The 14843-nt window shown below is 40.9% G+C and carries 13 protein-coding genes; 12 read left to right on the top strand and 1 reads right to left on the bottom strand.

Annotation, left to right across the window (positions count from 1 at the left end; all coding sequences use genetic code 11):
• Positions 1–4 precede the first annotated feature (4 nt).
• The 11 genes from C1N69_RS14785 (at position 5) to ugd (ending at position 12610) form a co-directional block, all read left to right on the top strand.
• On the top strand, positions 5–1432 hold the full coding sequence (locus tag C1N69_RS14785; RefSeq protein ID WP_047959045.1) for a lipopolysaccharide biosynthesis protein: 1428 nt from the start codon (positions 5–7) through the stop codon (positions 1430–1432).
• A gap of 10 nt (positions 1433–1442) precedes the next feature.
• On the top strand, positions 1443–2543 hold the full coding sequence (gene vioA, locus C1N69_RS14780; RefSeq protein WP_047959044.1) for a dTDP-4-amino-4,6-dideoxy-D-glucose aminotransferase VioA: 1101 nt from the start codon (positions 1443–1445) through the stop codon (positions 2541–2543).
• A gap of 2 nt (positions 2544–2545) precedes the next feature.
• Positions 2546–3133 carry an acyltransferase gene (locus tag C1N69_RS14775; RefSeq protein WP_155031456.1) on the top strand — a complete coding sequence of 196 codons (588 nt, stop codon included), beginning with the start codon at positions 2546–2548 and terminating at the stop codon, positions 3131–3133.
• Between the two features lie 11 nt (positions 3134–3144).
• Complete coding sequence (locus C1N69_RS14770) at positions 3145–4104, top strand: glycosyltransferase (RefSeq protein WP_161599385.1); 960 nt, start codon at positions 3145–3147, stop codon at positions 4102–4104.
• Positions 4105–4115: 11 nt separating this feature from the next.
• Positions 4116–5276 (top strand): EpsG family protein, encoded by a 1161-nt coding sequence (locus C1N69_RS14765; RefSeq protein WP_155031454.1) that lies wholly within the window; start codon positions 4116–4118, stop codon positions 5274–5276.
• A gap of 6 nt (positions 5277–5282) precedes the next feature.
• On the top strand, positions 5283–6362 hold the full coding sequence (locus C1N69_RS14760; protein ID WP_155031453.1) for a glycosyltransferase family 4 protein: 1080 nt from the start codon (positions 5283–5285) through the stop codon (positions 6360–6362).
• A 9-nt stretch (positions 6363–6371) separates the two neighbouring features.
• Complete coding sequence (locus C1N69_RS14755; protein ID WP_155031452.1) at positions 6372–7478, top strand: glycosyltransferase; 1107 nt, start codon at positions 6372–6374, stop codon at positions 7476–7478.
• Positions 7468–8586 carry a glycosyltransferase family 4 protein gene (locus C1N69_RS14750; RefSeq protein ID WP_155031451.1) on the top strand — a complete coding sequence of 373 codons (1119 nt, stop codon included), beginning with the start codon at positions 7468–7470 and terminating at the stop codon, positions 8584–8586. Before C1N69_RS14755 ends, C1N69_RS14750 begins: the two co-directional genes overlap by 11 nt.
• A gap of 25 nt (positions 8587–8611) precedes the next feature.
• Positions 8612–9625: a UDP-glucose 4-epimerase GalE gene (galE, locus tag C1N69_RS14745; protein WP_155031450.1), complete on the top strand. Its 1014-nt coding sequence runs from the start codon at positions 8612–8614 to the stop codon at positions 9623–9625.
• Positions 9626–9784: 159 nt separating this feature from the next.
• The gene (gene gndA / locus C1N69_RS14740; RefSeq protein ID WP_025759323.1) at positions 9785–11191 is read left to right on the top strand and encodes an NADP-dependent phosphogluconate dehydrogenase; all 1407 of its coding nucleotides are present in this window, start codon (positions 9785–9787) and stop codon (positions 11189–11191) included.
• A 252-nt stretch (positions 11192–11443) separates the two neighbouring features.
• Positions 11444–12610 (top strand): UDP-glucose 6-dehydrogenase, encoded by a 1167-nt coding sequence (gene ugd, locus C1N69_RS14735; RefSeq protein WP_094919014.1) that lies wholly within the window; start codon positions 11444–11446, stop codon positions 12608–12610.
• 51 nt (positions 12611–12661) lie between these two features.
• Here the strand turns inward: ugd and C1N69_RS14730 are convergent, their stop codons facing one another.
• Positions 12662–13666, bottom strand: a complete 1005-nt coding sequence (locus C1N69_RS14730; RefSeq protein WP_155031449.1) for an NAD-dependent epimerase — start codon at positions 13664–13666, stop codon at positions 12662–12664.
• A gap of 193 nt (positions 13667–13859) precedes the next feature.
• Between C1N69_RS14730 and wzzB the strand changes: the two genes are divergently transcribed.
• Positions 13860–14840 carry an LPS O-antigen chain length determinant protein WzzB gene (wzzB, locus tag C1N69_RS14725; protein ID WP_155031448.1) on the top strand — a complete coding sequence of 327 codons (981 nt, stop codon included), beginning with the start codon at positions 13860–13862 and terminating at the stop codon, positions 14838–14840.
• Positions 14841–14843: the final 3 nt, after the last annotated feature.

Genomic DNA, 14843 nt, shown 5'->3' with positions numbered 1-14843 from the left:
CATAGTGTCTGAACTTAAAAGTAAGACCGTCAATGGTCTAAAATGGAGCGCTCTCGAAAGAATTCTTTCACAGGGTGTTCAGCTCATTCTGATGCTGATATTGGCGCGTCTTTTAGGACCAAAAGCTTTCGGTCTCATCGGGATGTTAGCTATCTTTATTGCGATAGGTCAGGTCTTTATTGATAGCGGATTTAGCTCAGCACTGATAAGAAAGACCGATCGGACTGATGTAGATTATTCTACGGCATTCTATTTTAATATCATTGTCGCCTTTTGCTTCTATGTCTTACTTTATATAAGCTCAGGTTACATCGCTGAGTTCTATCAGCAACCAGAATTAGCCTTATTGACAAAAGTGATAGGTCTGACACTGATGGCGAACAGCTTTTCAGTGGTTCCCAGAACAATTTTGACGGTCTCGATGAATTTTAAAGCGCAAGCAAAAGCATCGATCTGCTCTGTTGTTCTGGGGGGAGTCGTTGCTTTGATTATGGCGTGGAATGGCTTTGGCGTTTGGGCTCTGGTAGCACAAACGCTAACCGCAGCCGTGTTCAGCGCTGTTTTTCTTAATCTCATCACTCGCTGGGTTCCAGTCTTTTGCTTTTCAAAAAAATCGTTTGATTATCTGTTTGGTTTTGGTGGGAAATTATTAATTTCTGGCCTGTTAGATACGGCTTATAATAATCTTTATCAAATTATTATTGGTAAAAGATTTAACGCAGAAAATGTTGGGCAGTTCACTCAGGCTAACCAAATATCCAGCATACCTGCTATGACCATGACCAACATTATTCAACGCGTCACCTATCCTATGTTTAGTCATATGCAAAGTGATCAACATAAGATGGATGAGTATTATTTGTTGACCATGAAAGTGGCTGCATTATTTATTTTCCCGCTAATGGCTGGGGTTGCTATTCTGGCTCAGCCATTATTGCAATTAGTTTTAGGCATACAATGGAAAGAGGCTGCGGAACTTGTCGCTGTGCTGGCTTTGGCATATATGCTTTATCCCATTCATGCAATTAACCTGAATGTGCTACAGGTCAAAGGTCGTAGCGACCTTTTCCTGAAATTAGAAATTATCAAAAAAGTCATAGGTATTTGTATCATAGCAGTAACAATGAATTATAGTATTTACCTCATGTGTGTCGGTTTGTTAATTCATTCTTACTTAGCTCTTCTGTTAAATACTTACTATACGGGAAAATTAACCGGATTAACGATATGGCGTCAGTTCAAAGAAATTTCGCCTATCTGGTTGATTACAATGGTCTCTTGTTTAATAGCCAAAGTTATTGCGGTCTATCTCACGGCGCATGATGTTTGGCAGATCGTTACAATGTTAACTTTAGCGCCTGGTATATATGTAGTCTTGATTTACCTCACGCAAAGAAAATTATTTAAGATTGTGTTGTCTATCAAAGAATAGAGAAAACTAAATGAAAAATATACCAGTGACTCAACCTTTTCTTCCTGAACTCAGCGAGTTTATTCCTTATCTTGAACAGATTTGGGATAATAAATGGTTGACTAATAATGGTCCCTTCCATCAACAACTCGAAAAAGAACTGTGTGAGTATTTGGGTGTCGAGTACATATCTCTTTTTAATAATGCAACCATCGCACTCATTACCGCTCTTCAGGCACTTCGTATTTCTGGTGAAGTGATCACGACGCCATATTCCTTCATTGCGACCAGTCATTCGATTTTATGGAATGGATTGAAGCCAGTATTCGTTGATATTGATCCTAAGACCTTTAATATCGATCCAAAGAAAATCGAAGCTGCTATTACGCCAAATACAACCGCTATCATGCCTGTACACTGTTATTCCAGTCCTTGTGATGTTGAAGCTATTCAGGAGATTGCGGACAATTACGGACTGCGCGTGATTTACGACGCAGCCCATGCTTTTGGGGTCAATTACAAAGGCCAAAGCATTTTACGATTTGGTGATATGTCAATCCTCAGTTTCCATGCAACCAAAGTATTCAATACATTTGAAGGCGGAGCGATTATTTGTCAGGATGCCAAGACTAAACAGCGGATTGACAGATTAAAGAATTTTGGTATTGCGGATGAACTCACCGTAACGGCGCCTGGAATTAACGGCAAAATGAGTGAAATCAACGCTGCCTTTGGTCTGGTTCAGCTCAAGCATATCAACAGCGCCATTGAGCAGCGTAAAAAAATTGACCTGGCCTACCGTGAAGTGCTGTCGAGCATCAAAGGTATTACCGTTCCTGCACCATCAGAACATTCAAACAGTAACTATTCTTATTTCCCAGTACTGATTGAACCTGAATTCCGTGTTTCGAGGGATGAGCTTTACCTTGAGCTAAAACGAAATGACATTCTTTCTCGTCGTTATTTCTATCCGTTGATTAGTAACATGCCAATGTACAGAGGAATTGAATCCGCAGCCGTTGAGAATCTTCCTTTATCAAATGCTATCTCTGATAAGGTACTGTGCTTACCCATTTTCAACGAATTAAGTGAAGATGATTTCTCGCGTATTATAAATGTTATTCGAGGGTAGAAATGGCTATCTTAACCCGTGAAGAAATTGAACAGATGGGATTTGCCTCCGTTGGAAATAATGTTTTTATCTCAACGAAAGCGTCTTTCTATGGCACATCAAAAATCCATATCGGGAACAATGTTCGGATAGATGATTTCTGCGTGATTTCTGCAGGTGAGGGAGGCGTGTATATCGGGAATTATATTCATATCGCCGTGTATTCTTCTCTGATTGGCTCAGGCCGAATCACATTGATGGACTATTCAAATATTTCTTCGCGGGTTTCGATTTATTCAAGTAATGATGACTACTCAGGTAATTATATGAGTAACCCGATGGTGCCTACTGAATTTACCAATGTAATGCATGCGCCTGTGGTTATTGGCAGGCATGTGATAATTGGATCGGGGAGTGTAATATTACCTGGTGTAGTTTTAGGTGATGGCGCTGCTATTGGCGCCCTTTCGTTGGTTAAAGATAATTGTGATAATTTTTATATTTACGCAGGCAACCCTTTAAAAAAGATAAAACAACGAACACAAAATTTACTTAAAAAAGAAAAATTATTAGTATCACTTGCTGAAAAATCAAACGAGAAGAGCGAATGACAGGAATAGATATGGCTGACGATATAATGATCTCAGTATGTTGTATTACTTACAACCAGGAAACATACATAGATAATTGTATCGAAAATATTCTGTCTCAAGAAACAACATTCCAATTTGAAATTATTATTGGGGATGATTGTAGCTCTGATGCGACACGAAACAAACTTGAAGCATGGAAGTTAAAATATCCAGAAAAAATAAAATTAATATTAAATGGAAAAAATTTAGGTCCTAATGGAAATATCCTTTCTGTATTTCATCAAGCAAGAGGAAAATATATTGCTTTTTGTGAAGGGGATGATTATTGGATCGATAACAAAAAACTGCAAAAACAATATGATAATTTAAAATTACACCCGGATATCGATTTTTGCTTTCATGCTGCCTTCATGGAGCAGAATGGTCAAAGAAAGTTGTCTTTCAATTACGGGGAATCTAAAAAGATATTATATATAAAAGACGTGTTAAATGTAGTTGGGCAATTTGCACCTACTGCATCATATATGTTTAAAAGAAGTATATGCGAAAAACTACCTACTTGGTTCTCTGAATGTTGTATAGGAGATCTTTTCCTCGAATTATATTCTATGAGTAATGGTGGAATTTATCTGCCGCAGCCAATGTCGGTGTATAGAGTAAATGCAGTTGGGTCTTGGTCCGAGACAATTCACAATGATATTAATAAATTTACTTCTCGTCATTTAAATATTGCAAAACACTTGCAGTTAGCTAAATTGCAGTTCGTGAAATATGATGTTGAGTTCAATAAGAAAATTGCAAATGTTTATTTGAATATGTGCACGAGATTTATTTTTGAAGAGGAATATCAATCATTTGCTTATTATCTGAATGAGGCGAATAGAGTAAATCCAATATTTACTGCAAAACAGAAATTATATAATAGATTAAAAAGTTTTCCTCGGGTTATATATTTCATTCATTATCTTAATTCATTTATTCGAAAATAAGAGTCTTCAATATGTATTGGATTTACTCTTTGGGTTTACTGTTGATGACCTCGCTTTTTGACCGTGGCCGTTATTCATCAGTTATATATAAATTATCACTCTTCATCTTTTTTATTGCTGTAACAGGCAATTATTATAATGGAATAGACTGGATAAATTACCAATACCATTATTCATCAATAGTTCATAATGGAACTTCGGTAGGATATTTTACTTACGAGCCAGGATTCATGCTCGTGATGTATTTTTTCGGAACCATTCTCGGTTTTGAAAATTTTCACGCGGTAGTTTTCTTTTCTTGTGCAGTATCCGTTCTTTCAATATCTAAGTTTATAAAGAAAGTTCCTTATAAATTCAACCGTAGCTTGTTTGTATTTATAACTTTAGCCTTCATTTATCCACTTTTTAATGATGCTATTAGGCAACTGTTAGCATTTAGTATATTGCTTCCTTTTTTACCAAGTCTCGATAGAAGTTCGACAAAGAAAATATTTTTAATTTGCATTGGCGCATCAATGTTTCATGCCTCAGCAATTTTAATGATCCCTGTCTTGATCTTACTGAAAATGCATCTATCTAAGCAAAATATGCTAATGTTGCTGCTCTTTGCTTCAATTTTTATAGTTGTTCTGCTAAGTCTGAATGTTATTGTTTCATCTTTAGGCAGTGTTCTTCCTCAATTGCTTTATGCAAAATTGGTAAGTTACCTTTCTAAAATATCTGATTTTAAATTAGGTTTCTTTGCGGTAATAGATTGTCTTGGGCTGTTGCTAATTTATTTTACCTCGAGTAATACTACTGAGGAGCGTAGCAGAAATCTCTATGCAATGGGGGGGTATATATTTTTCCTTTTCCATTTAGCGTTCTATACAGCTCCATTTCTTCAGCGTTTATTGTATTATATTTTTCCTCTTTTGGTTATTCATGCGCAACTTATTTTCTTCCGTGGTAAAGTCAGTTCAATTACCAGATTATTATTACCTTTAACTTTTATTATGGCGATTTCCGTATTTGCGCGTAACATAACAAATCCTTACTACACATATGACTTCTCCCAGCCAAAATTTTTCTATACTAACATTTTGAGCAGCAATCCATATGATATTGATCTATTAAAGTCTCAGAAATGCATGGTGATAGATGAATTTGATCCGGAATTTTGCCCAAGATAGAATATTATGAATGTATTAATTTTAACTGATGAGTATTATCCATATCATATTGGTGGTGCTGGCGTAGTCGCATCACAGACAAAACAGGCATTGGATGCACGAAATATAAAATGCAGAGTTAATTGCTCTAATCCTAAAAATGGGCAACTCCAAAAAATATTCAATGTGATCTGGCCTCTTTGGGCTTTGTTTGTCTATTTGTTTTCTTTGTTTCAAAAGAATGATGCTATTATTGTGAATGATTTGCGCTCTGCCTACATCTTGGGTTTGATTGGTAATAAAAAGATCCTCAGCAAATGTGTGTATATTATACATGGAACTGAAATTGATATAGTTTTCCGTTCAAGAAGCAAGAAAAACTCTCTGATTTTGCTTCCTTTATTTTATAGTAATTTTTTAAAGCACTGCAAAAAGGTAATCTATGTTAGTCAATATGTTGCCTCACGTGCTTCTGACGAATTTCGGGATAGAAAAATCAAGCCTAAATGCGAGATTGTAAGTTATGCAGGTTTGAATGCTGATATGCAAGATTTAGTCAAAAATATTACTGAACTCAGTGCAAAAGAAATATTACCCATCCGTTTAGTTTCATTTTCTCGCTTAGAAAAGCGAAAAGGGTACCTCGATATGGTTGCTATCTTTGAAACGCTTATAAATAGCGGATACGATCTAACATGGGATATATACGGTAAGGGTAGCTTAGAAAATGAAATTGCTAATATGGTTAATGATAAAAAGCTTAGCAATCGGGTCCGTATGATGGGCAAACTCGATCGTAATATGCTATCAAATAAGATTGAACCAAATTCTTATGATGCATACTGGCTGCTGCCGAACAAACCTGAAGCTTTTGGTCTCACATTTATAGAATCAGCTGCAGCTGGAGTCCCAACATTTGGTCCAGATAAATATGGCATTACAGAGGCCATCTGCGAAAATCAGAGTGGCTTCTTTTATAAGAATAATGAGAAATTTATTTGTGATTTGGTTAATATAAAGAAGAATAAAAGAGAGTTTATGATGTCTTGTAAAAGATGGGCATCAAAATTCAATGTGGATAGTTTTATTAATGACATATTAAATTGAGGTAATGGAATGAAAATAGTTTATGTCATTACTGGCTTAAGTATGGGAGGAGCAGAAAAACAAGTTTGCTTGCTTGCAGATAAAATGGCCGAGAGAGGAAATGAAGTAACGCTAATATCATTAGGTAAAGATGCTAGAACGTTACCTGAAAATAATGGTGTTATTGTTTATCAAATGTCGCTATCTAAGAATCCATTTTCTTTCATAAAGACTTATTTTAAAGTAAGAAAAATTGTCAAAACTGCAGATCCAGATGTTTTACATAGTCATCTTTTTCATGCAAATTTACTTTGCCGGTTACTGCGTTGTACTACGAGACTCAAATGCCTGATATCATCATCTCATAGTAGGTATGAGGGAGGGTGGCTAAGGATGTTTTTATATAAGATCACATCACCATTATGTGATTTAATTACTAATGTCAGTGTTGATGCAGTAAAAGAAAACATTCGGAAAAAAATCGCAAAACCGGAACAGATAATCTCTGTTTCGAATGGCATTGATACATCTAAGTTTAAATTCATGCCGACAGCAAGAAAATCCATAATTGATGAACTCTCCTTGTCAGATGAGCATACATTATTACTTGCCGTTGGTCGATTTACCGAAGCTAAAGATTATCCAAATTTGCTTGAGGCTTTTCGAATTTTGATTCATGAAAAAAATCAAAATCATTTGAGATTGTTGATAGCAGGCGAAGGGGCTTTGTTCCCACAGATATCAGCATTACGAAAAAAACTAAACTTGGAATCGCATCTTTTTTTCTTAGGTGTTCGTCACGATATACCAGAATTAATGAGTGCTGCTGATATATATATAATGTCATCGTCATGGGAAGGTTTGCCTTTAGTCATCGGAGAAGCTATGGCTTGCAATTCGCTTATAATTACTACCAATTGTGGCGGAGTTTCTGAAATACTTGGTGATTGCGGTACAATTGTTCCAGTACATTCATCGAATCTTCTTGCTGAAGGTGTGATTAAAATACTTGGATTGAATGACGATGAACGCAACGATTTAAAATCGAGAGCAAGGGCCCGTATAGAGGGTAAATTTTCTATTAATGCTGTAGTTGATAATTGGTTACAGATTTACAAGAACAAATATGAAAAATAAAATAATCGCTATTACAGCAAACACTTGCTGGTATATATATAATTTTCGTAAGAATACTATTATTTCTCTAATTGAAAATGGCTATCGTGTTATTGCCTGTGCACCCAAGGATGATTACACTTCCTCATTAGAACAGTTAGGATGTGTATATGAAGAAGTAAAAATTGATAAAAGTGGTATTAATCCTTTACACGATATCTGCACTACGATTAATTTTTACCAAGTTTTTAAGAGAAATAATGTTGATATCGTTTTGAATTTCACTCCAAAAAACAACATCTACAGTACGATCGCGGCTAAAATTCTTAATGCGAAAGTTATAAATAACATCGCTGGCTTAGGCGCTGCATTTGGTAATACTGGTTGGCTGAATTTTATAGTTAAAAGCTTATACAAATTTAGCCAAAGAAACGCAGATTACATTTTTTTTCAAAATGAAGATGATTATAAAATTTTTAAAAAATTAGGTATTAATAGTATTAATACAGATATCTTGCCTGGATCTGGGGTCGATCTTAAACGTTTTAAGATTACACACTCCCGTATTGATGGTGTTACTCGGTTTGCTTTAGTTGCCAGGATGCTAGCTGATAAGGGAATAATGCAATATGTTGGAGCTGCAAAGAAGCTAAAATCAAAATATAATAATGTCGAGTTTTTACTTGTAGGTTTTATTGATGATACAAATCCAAGGTCAATTACTACTACACAGATGAATGAATGGGTAAGCGAGGGGCATGTAAAGTATCTCGGTGTATCAAATAGCATAGAAAAAATCCTGAGCGATGTTGATTGTGTCGTTTTACCCTCATATTATCGTGAAGGGGTTCCGAAGTCTCTACTTGAAGCGGCGGCAATGGGCAAACCTCTTATTACTACGGATAATGTTGGCTGTAAGGAAACTTTACAAGACGGGATTACCGGATTTTTATGTGAACCGCGTTCAGTTGAAAGTTTGTCTGAAAAAATGGAAATTATTATCAATATGCCTGAACAAAAAAGAAGTGCAATGGGCAAAGCTGGTCGTAATTTTATTGAGGCTAGGTTTGACGAACAAATAGTCATCAATAAGTATTTGAACGCTATTGATACTATTATCGGTAAATGATCCAATATTCTTATAGGTAAACCGGATGAGTATTTTAGTTACTGGTGGTGCGGGTTATATTGGTTCACATACTATTATTGACTTATTGTCAAATAATTTTGATTTGGTTGTTATTGATAATTTGTGCAACTCATCTTTTGAATCCATAAAAAGAGTTGAAACCTTATCTGAAAAAAAGATCAAATTTTATAATATTGATCTTCGAAATAAAGAACAGCTAAAATCGTTATTTGAAGAATTTAATTTCGAGTGTGTTATTCATTTTGCAGGCCTAAAATCTGTTGGTGAATCAGTTGCTGAACCTTTGAATTATTATGATAATAACTTAACTGGATCTTTAAATTTATTATCGGTAATGAAAGAGTATGGGGTTAAAAAAATAATATTTAGCTCATCAGCCACTGTTTATGGTTTCCCTGAGCAAGTTCCTCTCGTTGAGGCTTGTCGCACCGGTGGTACTACAAACCCTTACGGAACTTCCAAACTGTTCATGGAGCAGATATTAAAAGATGTGGCTTCATCGGATAGAGACTGGAATATTATTTCTTTGCGTTATTTCAATCCTGTTGGTGCACATCCATCCGGTTTGATTGGTGAAGACCCCTCCGGGATTCCTAACAATCTTGTTCCATATATAACAAAAGTTGCTATTGGCAAACTTGAGAAATTATCGGTCTATGGGAATGACTACCCTACCAAAGATGGTACCGGGGTAAGGGATTTTATTCATGTGCAGGATTTGGCATCAGGACATACTGCAGCACTTAGAAAAATTGACACCTTAGTCGGTTACCATGTTTTCAATTTAGGTACAGGTAAACCTCATTCTGTTCTGGAATTAATTGCCTGCTTCAAAAAGGTCACTCATATAGATATACCATTTGTATTTGCCACAAGAAGACCCGGCGACGTTGGTGAATGCTGGTCCTCTCCTGAGTTAGCAAATGAAGTCCTTGAATGGAAAGCAAAATACACTCTTGAAGATATGCTTCGAGACTCATGGAACTGGCAAATTAAAAATCCAGATGGTTATAAATAAACCTAAATGATTTGGTTTCATAATAAGCAACGCTCGTTAATTTTTTGCATCTTATAACGCACATATTAAACTATCCACACGACATAAAGTTGAGTTAACATTGTTGATACATTCAAGCCGCGCATAAGTCGCGGTGACCACACCTGACAGGAGTATGTAATGTCCAAGCAACAGATCGGCGTTGTCGGTATGGCAGTGATGGGGCGCAACCTGGCGCTCAACATCGAAAGCCGTGGTTATACCGTCTCCGTTTTCAACCGCTCCCGTGATAAGACCGAAGAAGTCATCGCTGAGAACCCAGGTAAGAAACTGGTTCCTTTCTATACGGTTAAAGAGTTTGTTGAGTCCCTGGAAACGCCTCGTCGTATCCTGTTAATGGTGAAAGCGGGCGCAGGTACCGATGCTGCCATCGACTCCCTGAAACCTTACCTGGACAAAGGCGACATCATCATTGATGGCGGTAACACCTTCTTCCAGGACACCATCCGTCGTAACCGTGAACTGTCTGCCGAAGGCTTCAACTTCATCGGTACCGGTGTTTCCGGTGGTGAAGAGGGGGCCCTGAAAGGCCCATCCATCATGCCTGGTGGCCAGAAAGAAGCGTACGAGCTGGTCGCTCCTATCCTGACTAAAATCGCCGCTGTCGCGGAAGATGGCGAGCCGTGTGTGACCTATATCGGCGCAGACGGTGCAGGCCATTACGTGAAGATGGTTCACAACGGTATCGAATACGGCGACATGCAGCTGATCGCTGAAGCGTATTCGCTGCTGAAAGGCGGCCTGAACCTCTCTAACGAAGAACTTGCCGAGACCTTCAGCGAGTGGAACAAAGGCGAGCTGAACAGCTACCTGATCGACATCACCAAAGATATCTTCACCAAGAAAGATGAAGAAGGTAAATACCTGGTTGATGTGATTCTGGATGAAGCAGCAAACAAAGGTACCGGTAAATGGACCAGCCAGAGCTCTCTGGATCTGGGTGAACCGCTGTCTCTGATCACCGAATCCGTATTCGCGCGTTACATCTCTTCTCTGAAAGAGCAGCGTGTGGCGGCATCCAAAGTGCTGTCTGGCCCGCAGGCCAAACCAGCCGGCGACAAAGCTGAGTTCGTTGAGAAAGTGCGTCGCGCACTGTACCTGGGCAAAATCGTTTCTTACGCACAGGGCTTCTCTCAGCTGCGTGCGGCATCAGACGAAAACAACTGGGATCTGAACTACGGCGAAATCGCGAAGATTTTCCGTGCGGGCTGCATCATTCGTGCGCAGTTCCTGCAGAAAATCACTGATGCCTATGCGGAAAACGCAGGTATCGCGAACCTGCTGCTGGCACCATACTTCAAGAAAATTGCAGACGAATACCAGCAGGCGCTGCGTGATGTGGTTGCTTACGCTGTACAGAACGGTATTCCGGTTCCAACCTTCTCCGCTGCAGTGGCCTATTACGACAGCTACCGTGCTGCCGTTCTGCCTGCCAACCTGATTCAGGCTCAGCGCGACTACTTCGGTGCGCATACCTACAAACGCACTGATAAAGAAGGTGTGTTCCACACCGAATGGCTGGATTAATCTGATTTAACGTTGTCAGAAAGCAGGGCCCGGTGATCTCACCGGGCTTTTTTTATCGCGCTTTTGCCCATGTGGACTCGCTTTGCCGGACAAGAGCCTTTTAATCCCTCCTAAACTACTGCATTTTCTCAATTCCCTGGCCGGGCGTTTGCCTTGACAGCCGCTCAACATAAGAGGTAAAAACCTCAACAGTTGTTTATTGCGGTGGTGTACTGACGCCTCCTGAAACTCAAACTTGAAGAAGTTGAACGAATGAAAATAACCATCTCCGGAACAGGCTATGTCGGTCTCTCAAACGGCATACTGATTGCTCAAAACCACGAAGTGGTTGCGCTGGATATCGTGCAGGCCAAAGTGGACATGCTTAACCAGAAGAAGTCCCCGATTGTCGATAAAGAGATCCAGGAGTATCTGGCGAACAAGCCGCTGAATTTCCGTGCAACCACCGATAAAGAAGACGCCTATCGTGATGCGGATTTCGTTATCATCGCGACACCAACGGACTACGATCCAAAAACCAACTACTTCAACACCTCTACGGTGGAAGCGGTGATCAAAGACGTTATCGCGATTAATCCAAAAGCGGTGATGGTTATTAAATCGACTATTCCGGTAGGTTTCACAAAATCTATTAAAGAGAAGTTCGGTATTGATAATATCTTCTTCTCGCCAGAGTTCCTGCGTGAGGGAAGGGCGCTGTACGATAACCTGCATCCTTCTCGTATCGTTATTGGCGAGCGCTCAGCCCGCGCAGAGCGTTTTGCCGCACTGCTTCAGGAAGGTGCCGTTAAGAAGGATATTCCGGTACTGTTTACCGACTCCACCGAAGCCGAGGCGATCAAGCTGTTTGCCAACACCTACCTTGCCATGCGCGTTGCCTACTTTAACGAGCTGGACAGCTACGCAGAAAGCCTTGGCCTGAACAGCCGTCAGATTATTGAAGGCGTCTGCCTGGATCCACGTATCGGCAACCACTATAACAACCCGTCATTTGGCTATGGCGGTTATTGCCTGCCAAAAGACACGAAGCAGCTGCTGGCCAACTATCAGGCTGTACCAAACAACCTGATTTCGGCGATCGTTGACGCTAACCGCACGCGTAAAGATTTCATCTCAGATTCTATCCTTGCGCGTCAGCCTAAAGTCGTCGGCGTGTATCGTCTGATCATGAAAAGCGGTTCCGATAACTTCCGTGCCTCTTCCATTCAGGGCATCATGAAGCGTATCAAGGCGAAAGGGGTCCAGGTTATTATTTATGAACCAGCGATGCAGGAAGATGAGTTCTTCCACTCCCGCGTGATTCGCGATCTGGATGCATTCAAGCAGGAAGCGGACGTGATCATCTCTAACCGCATGGCGGAAGAGCTGGCGGACGTGGCGGATAAAGTCTATACCCGCGATCTATTCGGAAGCGATTGATAGCTTCTAACACGCATAAAAAACCCGGCCATGTTGCCGGGTTTTTTATTTTCAGACCTTGTAGAAAGCGCGATACCAGTCGACAAAGTTTTTCACCCCGTCTTTGACTGAGGTCTGCGGTTTAAAGCCAATAACCTCATACAACGCTTTCGTATCCGCGCTGGTTTCCAGCACGTCACCCGGTTGAATCGGCATCATGTTTTTCTCTGCTTCTTTGCCGAGTGCTTCTTCCAGCGCCGTAATGTAATCCATGAGCTCGACCGGAGAGCTGTTACCAATGTTGTAAACGCGATAAGGCGCGGAGCTGGTTGCCGGGGAACCGGTCTCAACTGTCCAGTCTGCATCGGCCTGAGGAATGACATCCTGCAGACGAATAATGGCTTCAGCGATGTCGTCAATGTAAGTGAAGTCACGCTTCATCTTACCGTAGTTGTAAACATCGATGCTTTTGCCTTCAATCATCGCTTTGGTGAACTTAAACAGCGCCATATCCGGACGGCCCCACGGGCCATATACGGTAAAGAAACGCAGGCCAGTGGTCGGCAGGTTATACAGATGGGAATAGGTATGCGACATCAGCTCATTGGCTTTTTTGGTCGCCGCATACAGTGACACCGGGTGGTCTACGGAGTCGTCAGTGGAGAACGGCATCTTGCGGTTCAGACCATAAACGGAGCTTGATGAAGCATACAGCAGGTGCTGTACCTTGTTATGACGACACCCTTCCAGCACGTTGAGGTGACCCACCAGGTTGGCGTCCGCATAGGCGTGTGGGTTTTCAAGAGAGTAGCGAACCCCTGCCTGTGCAGCAAGATGGATGACGCGATCAAACTTCTCGCTGGCAAAAAGCGCCGCCATCCCCTCTCGATCGGCTAACTCCATCTTGTGGAAGGTGAAATTCGCGGATTTGAGCAAGTCCAGACGTGCCAGCTTAAGGTTCACATCATAGTAGTCATTGAGATTATCAATCCCGACGACCTGGTGTCCGGCGTCCAGTAAGCGTTTGCTGACATGAGAACCGATAAACCCTGCCGCGCCCGTAACCAAAAATTTCATAGCTTCCCTCGTTAACTTTTCTATCTCGTCGATGCCTGAGGCATCAGAATTGCTATATGATAGCGCGTTGGCTGCGAGTTACATAACCCATCTTTCCGATATAACTCATCGGATTCTGATAGAAAAATCGCTGGCAACAGATACACTATGTAAACATGTTTATTTTTGCCCTTTTTCATCTGTTAGGGATTGTATGACGCAGAACAACAATACTCCGGTTAATAGCAGTAATGGCCCGGAGCAAATTGATTTACTTGATTTAGTGTTACAGCTGTGGCGTGGAAAGTGGGTAATTGGCGCTTTTGTAGCTGTTTTTATCGTCCTGGCGGGTATTTATATCACTGTCGCAAAAGAGAAATGGACCTCTTCCGCGATCATTGCTCAGCCGGATGCGGCGCAGATTGCGACTTACGCCAATGCACTGAATATCCTTTACGGCGGTGCAGCGCCTTCGATGCTCGATATCCAAAACCGCGCCATTAGCCGTTTCAACTCTTCTTTTTCTGCATTAGCCCAGGCGCTTGAAAACCAGGAAGTACCTGAGAAGCTGACCATCGATACTACCGTTAAGGGTCAACCGCTGCCGTTAAGTGTCTCCTACCAGGGGGAATCTGCAGACGCGGCGCAAAAGCAGCTGGCGCAGTATATTCAGCAGGTCGACGAGCAAACGGCGAAGGAACTCGCGCTTGACCTTAAAGATAACATCAAGCAGCAGATCTCCACGCTGAACGACTCTCTGGAAAACCAGGAGAAGGTGGCTCAGGAGCAGAAAGATCTGCGTATCAAGCAGATCACGGAAGCGCTCAAGAATGCTGAAGCGGCGAAAATTACCACTCCGCAGATCCAGCAAACTCAGGACGTGACTCAGGAAACCATGTTCTTACTGGGAAGCGAAGCGCTGAAGTCGATGATTGATAACGAAGCGTCTCGCCCGCTGGTGTTCTCCGCGGCTTACTATCAGACGAAACAAAACTTACTGGATATCGAGAAACTGAAGGTGAATCCGGACACTATTCACGTCTATCGTTACGTCATGAAGCCGAACCTCCCTGTCTATCGTGACAGCCCGAAAAAGTCGATCACATTAATTCTGGCAGTCCTCCTTGGCGGGATTATCGGTTCTGGTGTGGTCCTGGGCCGCAACGCGCTGCGAAACTACAAACCCAAAGCCTGATTC

Source organism: Enterobacter sichuanensis (genome assembly GCF_009036245.1).
GTDB classification, from domain to species: Bacteria; Pseudomonadota; Gammaproteobacteria; order Enterobacterales; family Enterobacteriaceae; genus Enterobacter; species Enterobacter sichuanensis.
Note: the sequence above shows the minus strand (reverse complement) of the source record. Positions and strands in the feature narration are given on the sequence as shown.

Bases quoted from the DNA above. Each gene is read 5' to 3' on its own strand.
- C1N69_RS14760 (WP_155031453.1), top strand. From the start codon at position 5,283: ATGAATGTATTAATTTTAACTGATGAGTATTATCCATATCATATTGGT.
- C1N69_RS14765 (WP_155031454.1), top strand. From the start codon at position 4,116: ATGTATTGGATTTACTCTTTGGGTTTACTGTTGATGACCTCGCTTTTT.
- C1N69_RS14770 (WP_161599385.1), top strand. From the start codon at position 3,145: ATGGCTGACGATATAATGATCTCAGTATGTTGTATTACTTACAACCAG.
- C1N69_RS14775 (WP_155031456.1), top strand. From the start codon at position 2,546: ATGGCTATCTTAACCCGTGAAGAAATTGAACAGATGGGATTTGCCTCC.
- vioA (WP_047959044.1), top strand. From the start codon at position 1,443: ATGAAAAATATACCAGTGACTCAACCTTTTCTTCCTGAACTCAGCGAG.
- ugd (WP_094919014.1), top strand. From the start codon at position 11,444: ATGAAAATAACCATCTCCGGAACAGGCTATGTCGGTCTCTCAAACGGC.
- gndA (WP_025759323.1), top strand. From the start codon at position 9,785: ATGTCCAAGCAACAGATCGGCGTTGTCGGTATGGCAGTGATGGGGCGC.
- C1N69_RS14730 (WP_155031449.1), bottom strand. From the start codon at position 13,666: ATGAAATTTTTGGTTACGGGCGCGGCAGGGTTTATCGGTTCTCATGTC.
- C1N69_RS14750 (WP_155031451.1), top strand. From the start codon at position 7,468: ATGAAAAATAAAATAATCGCTATTACAGCAAACACTTGCTGGTATATA.
- C1N69_RS14755 (WP_155031452.1), top strand. From the start codon at position 6,372: ATGAAAATAGTTTATGTCATTACTGGCTTAAGTATGGGAGGAGCAGAA.
- wzzB (WP_155031448.1), top strand. From the start codon at position 13,860: ATGACGCAGAACAACAATACTCCGGTTAATAGCAGTAATGGCCCGGAG.
- galE (WP_155031450.1), top strand. From the start codon at position 8,612: ATGAGTATTTTAGTTACTGGTGGTGCGGGTTATATTGGTTCACATACT.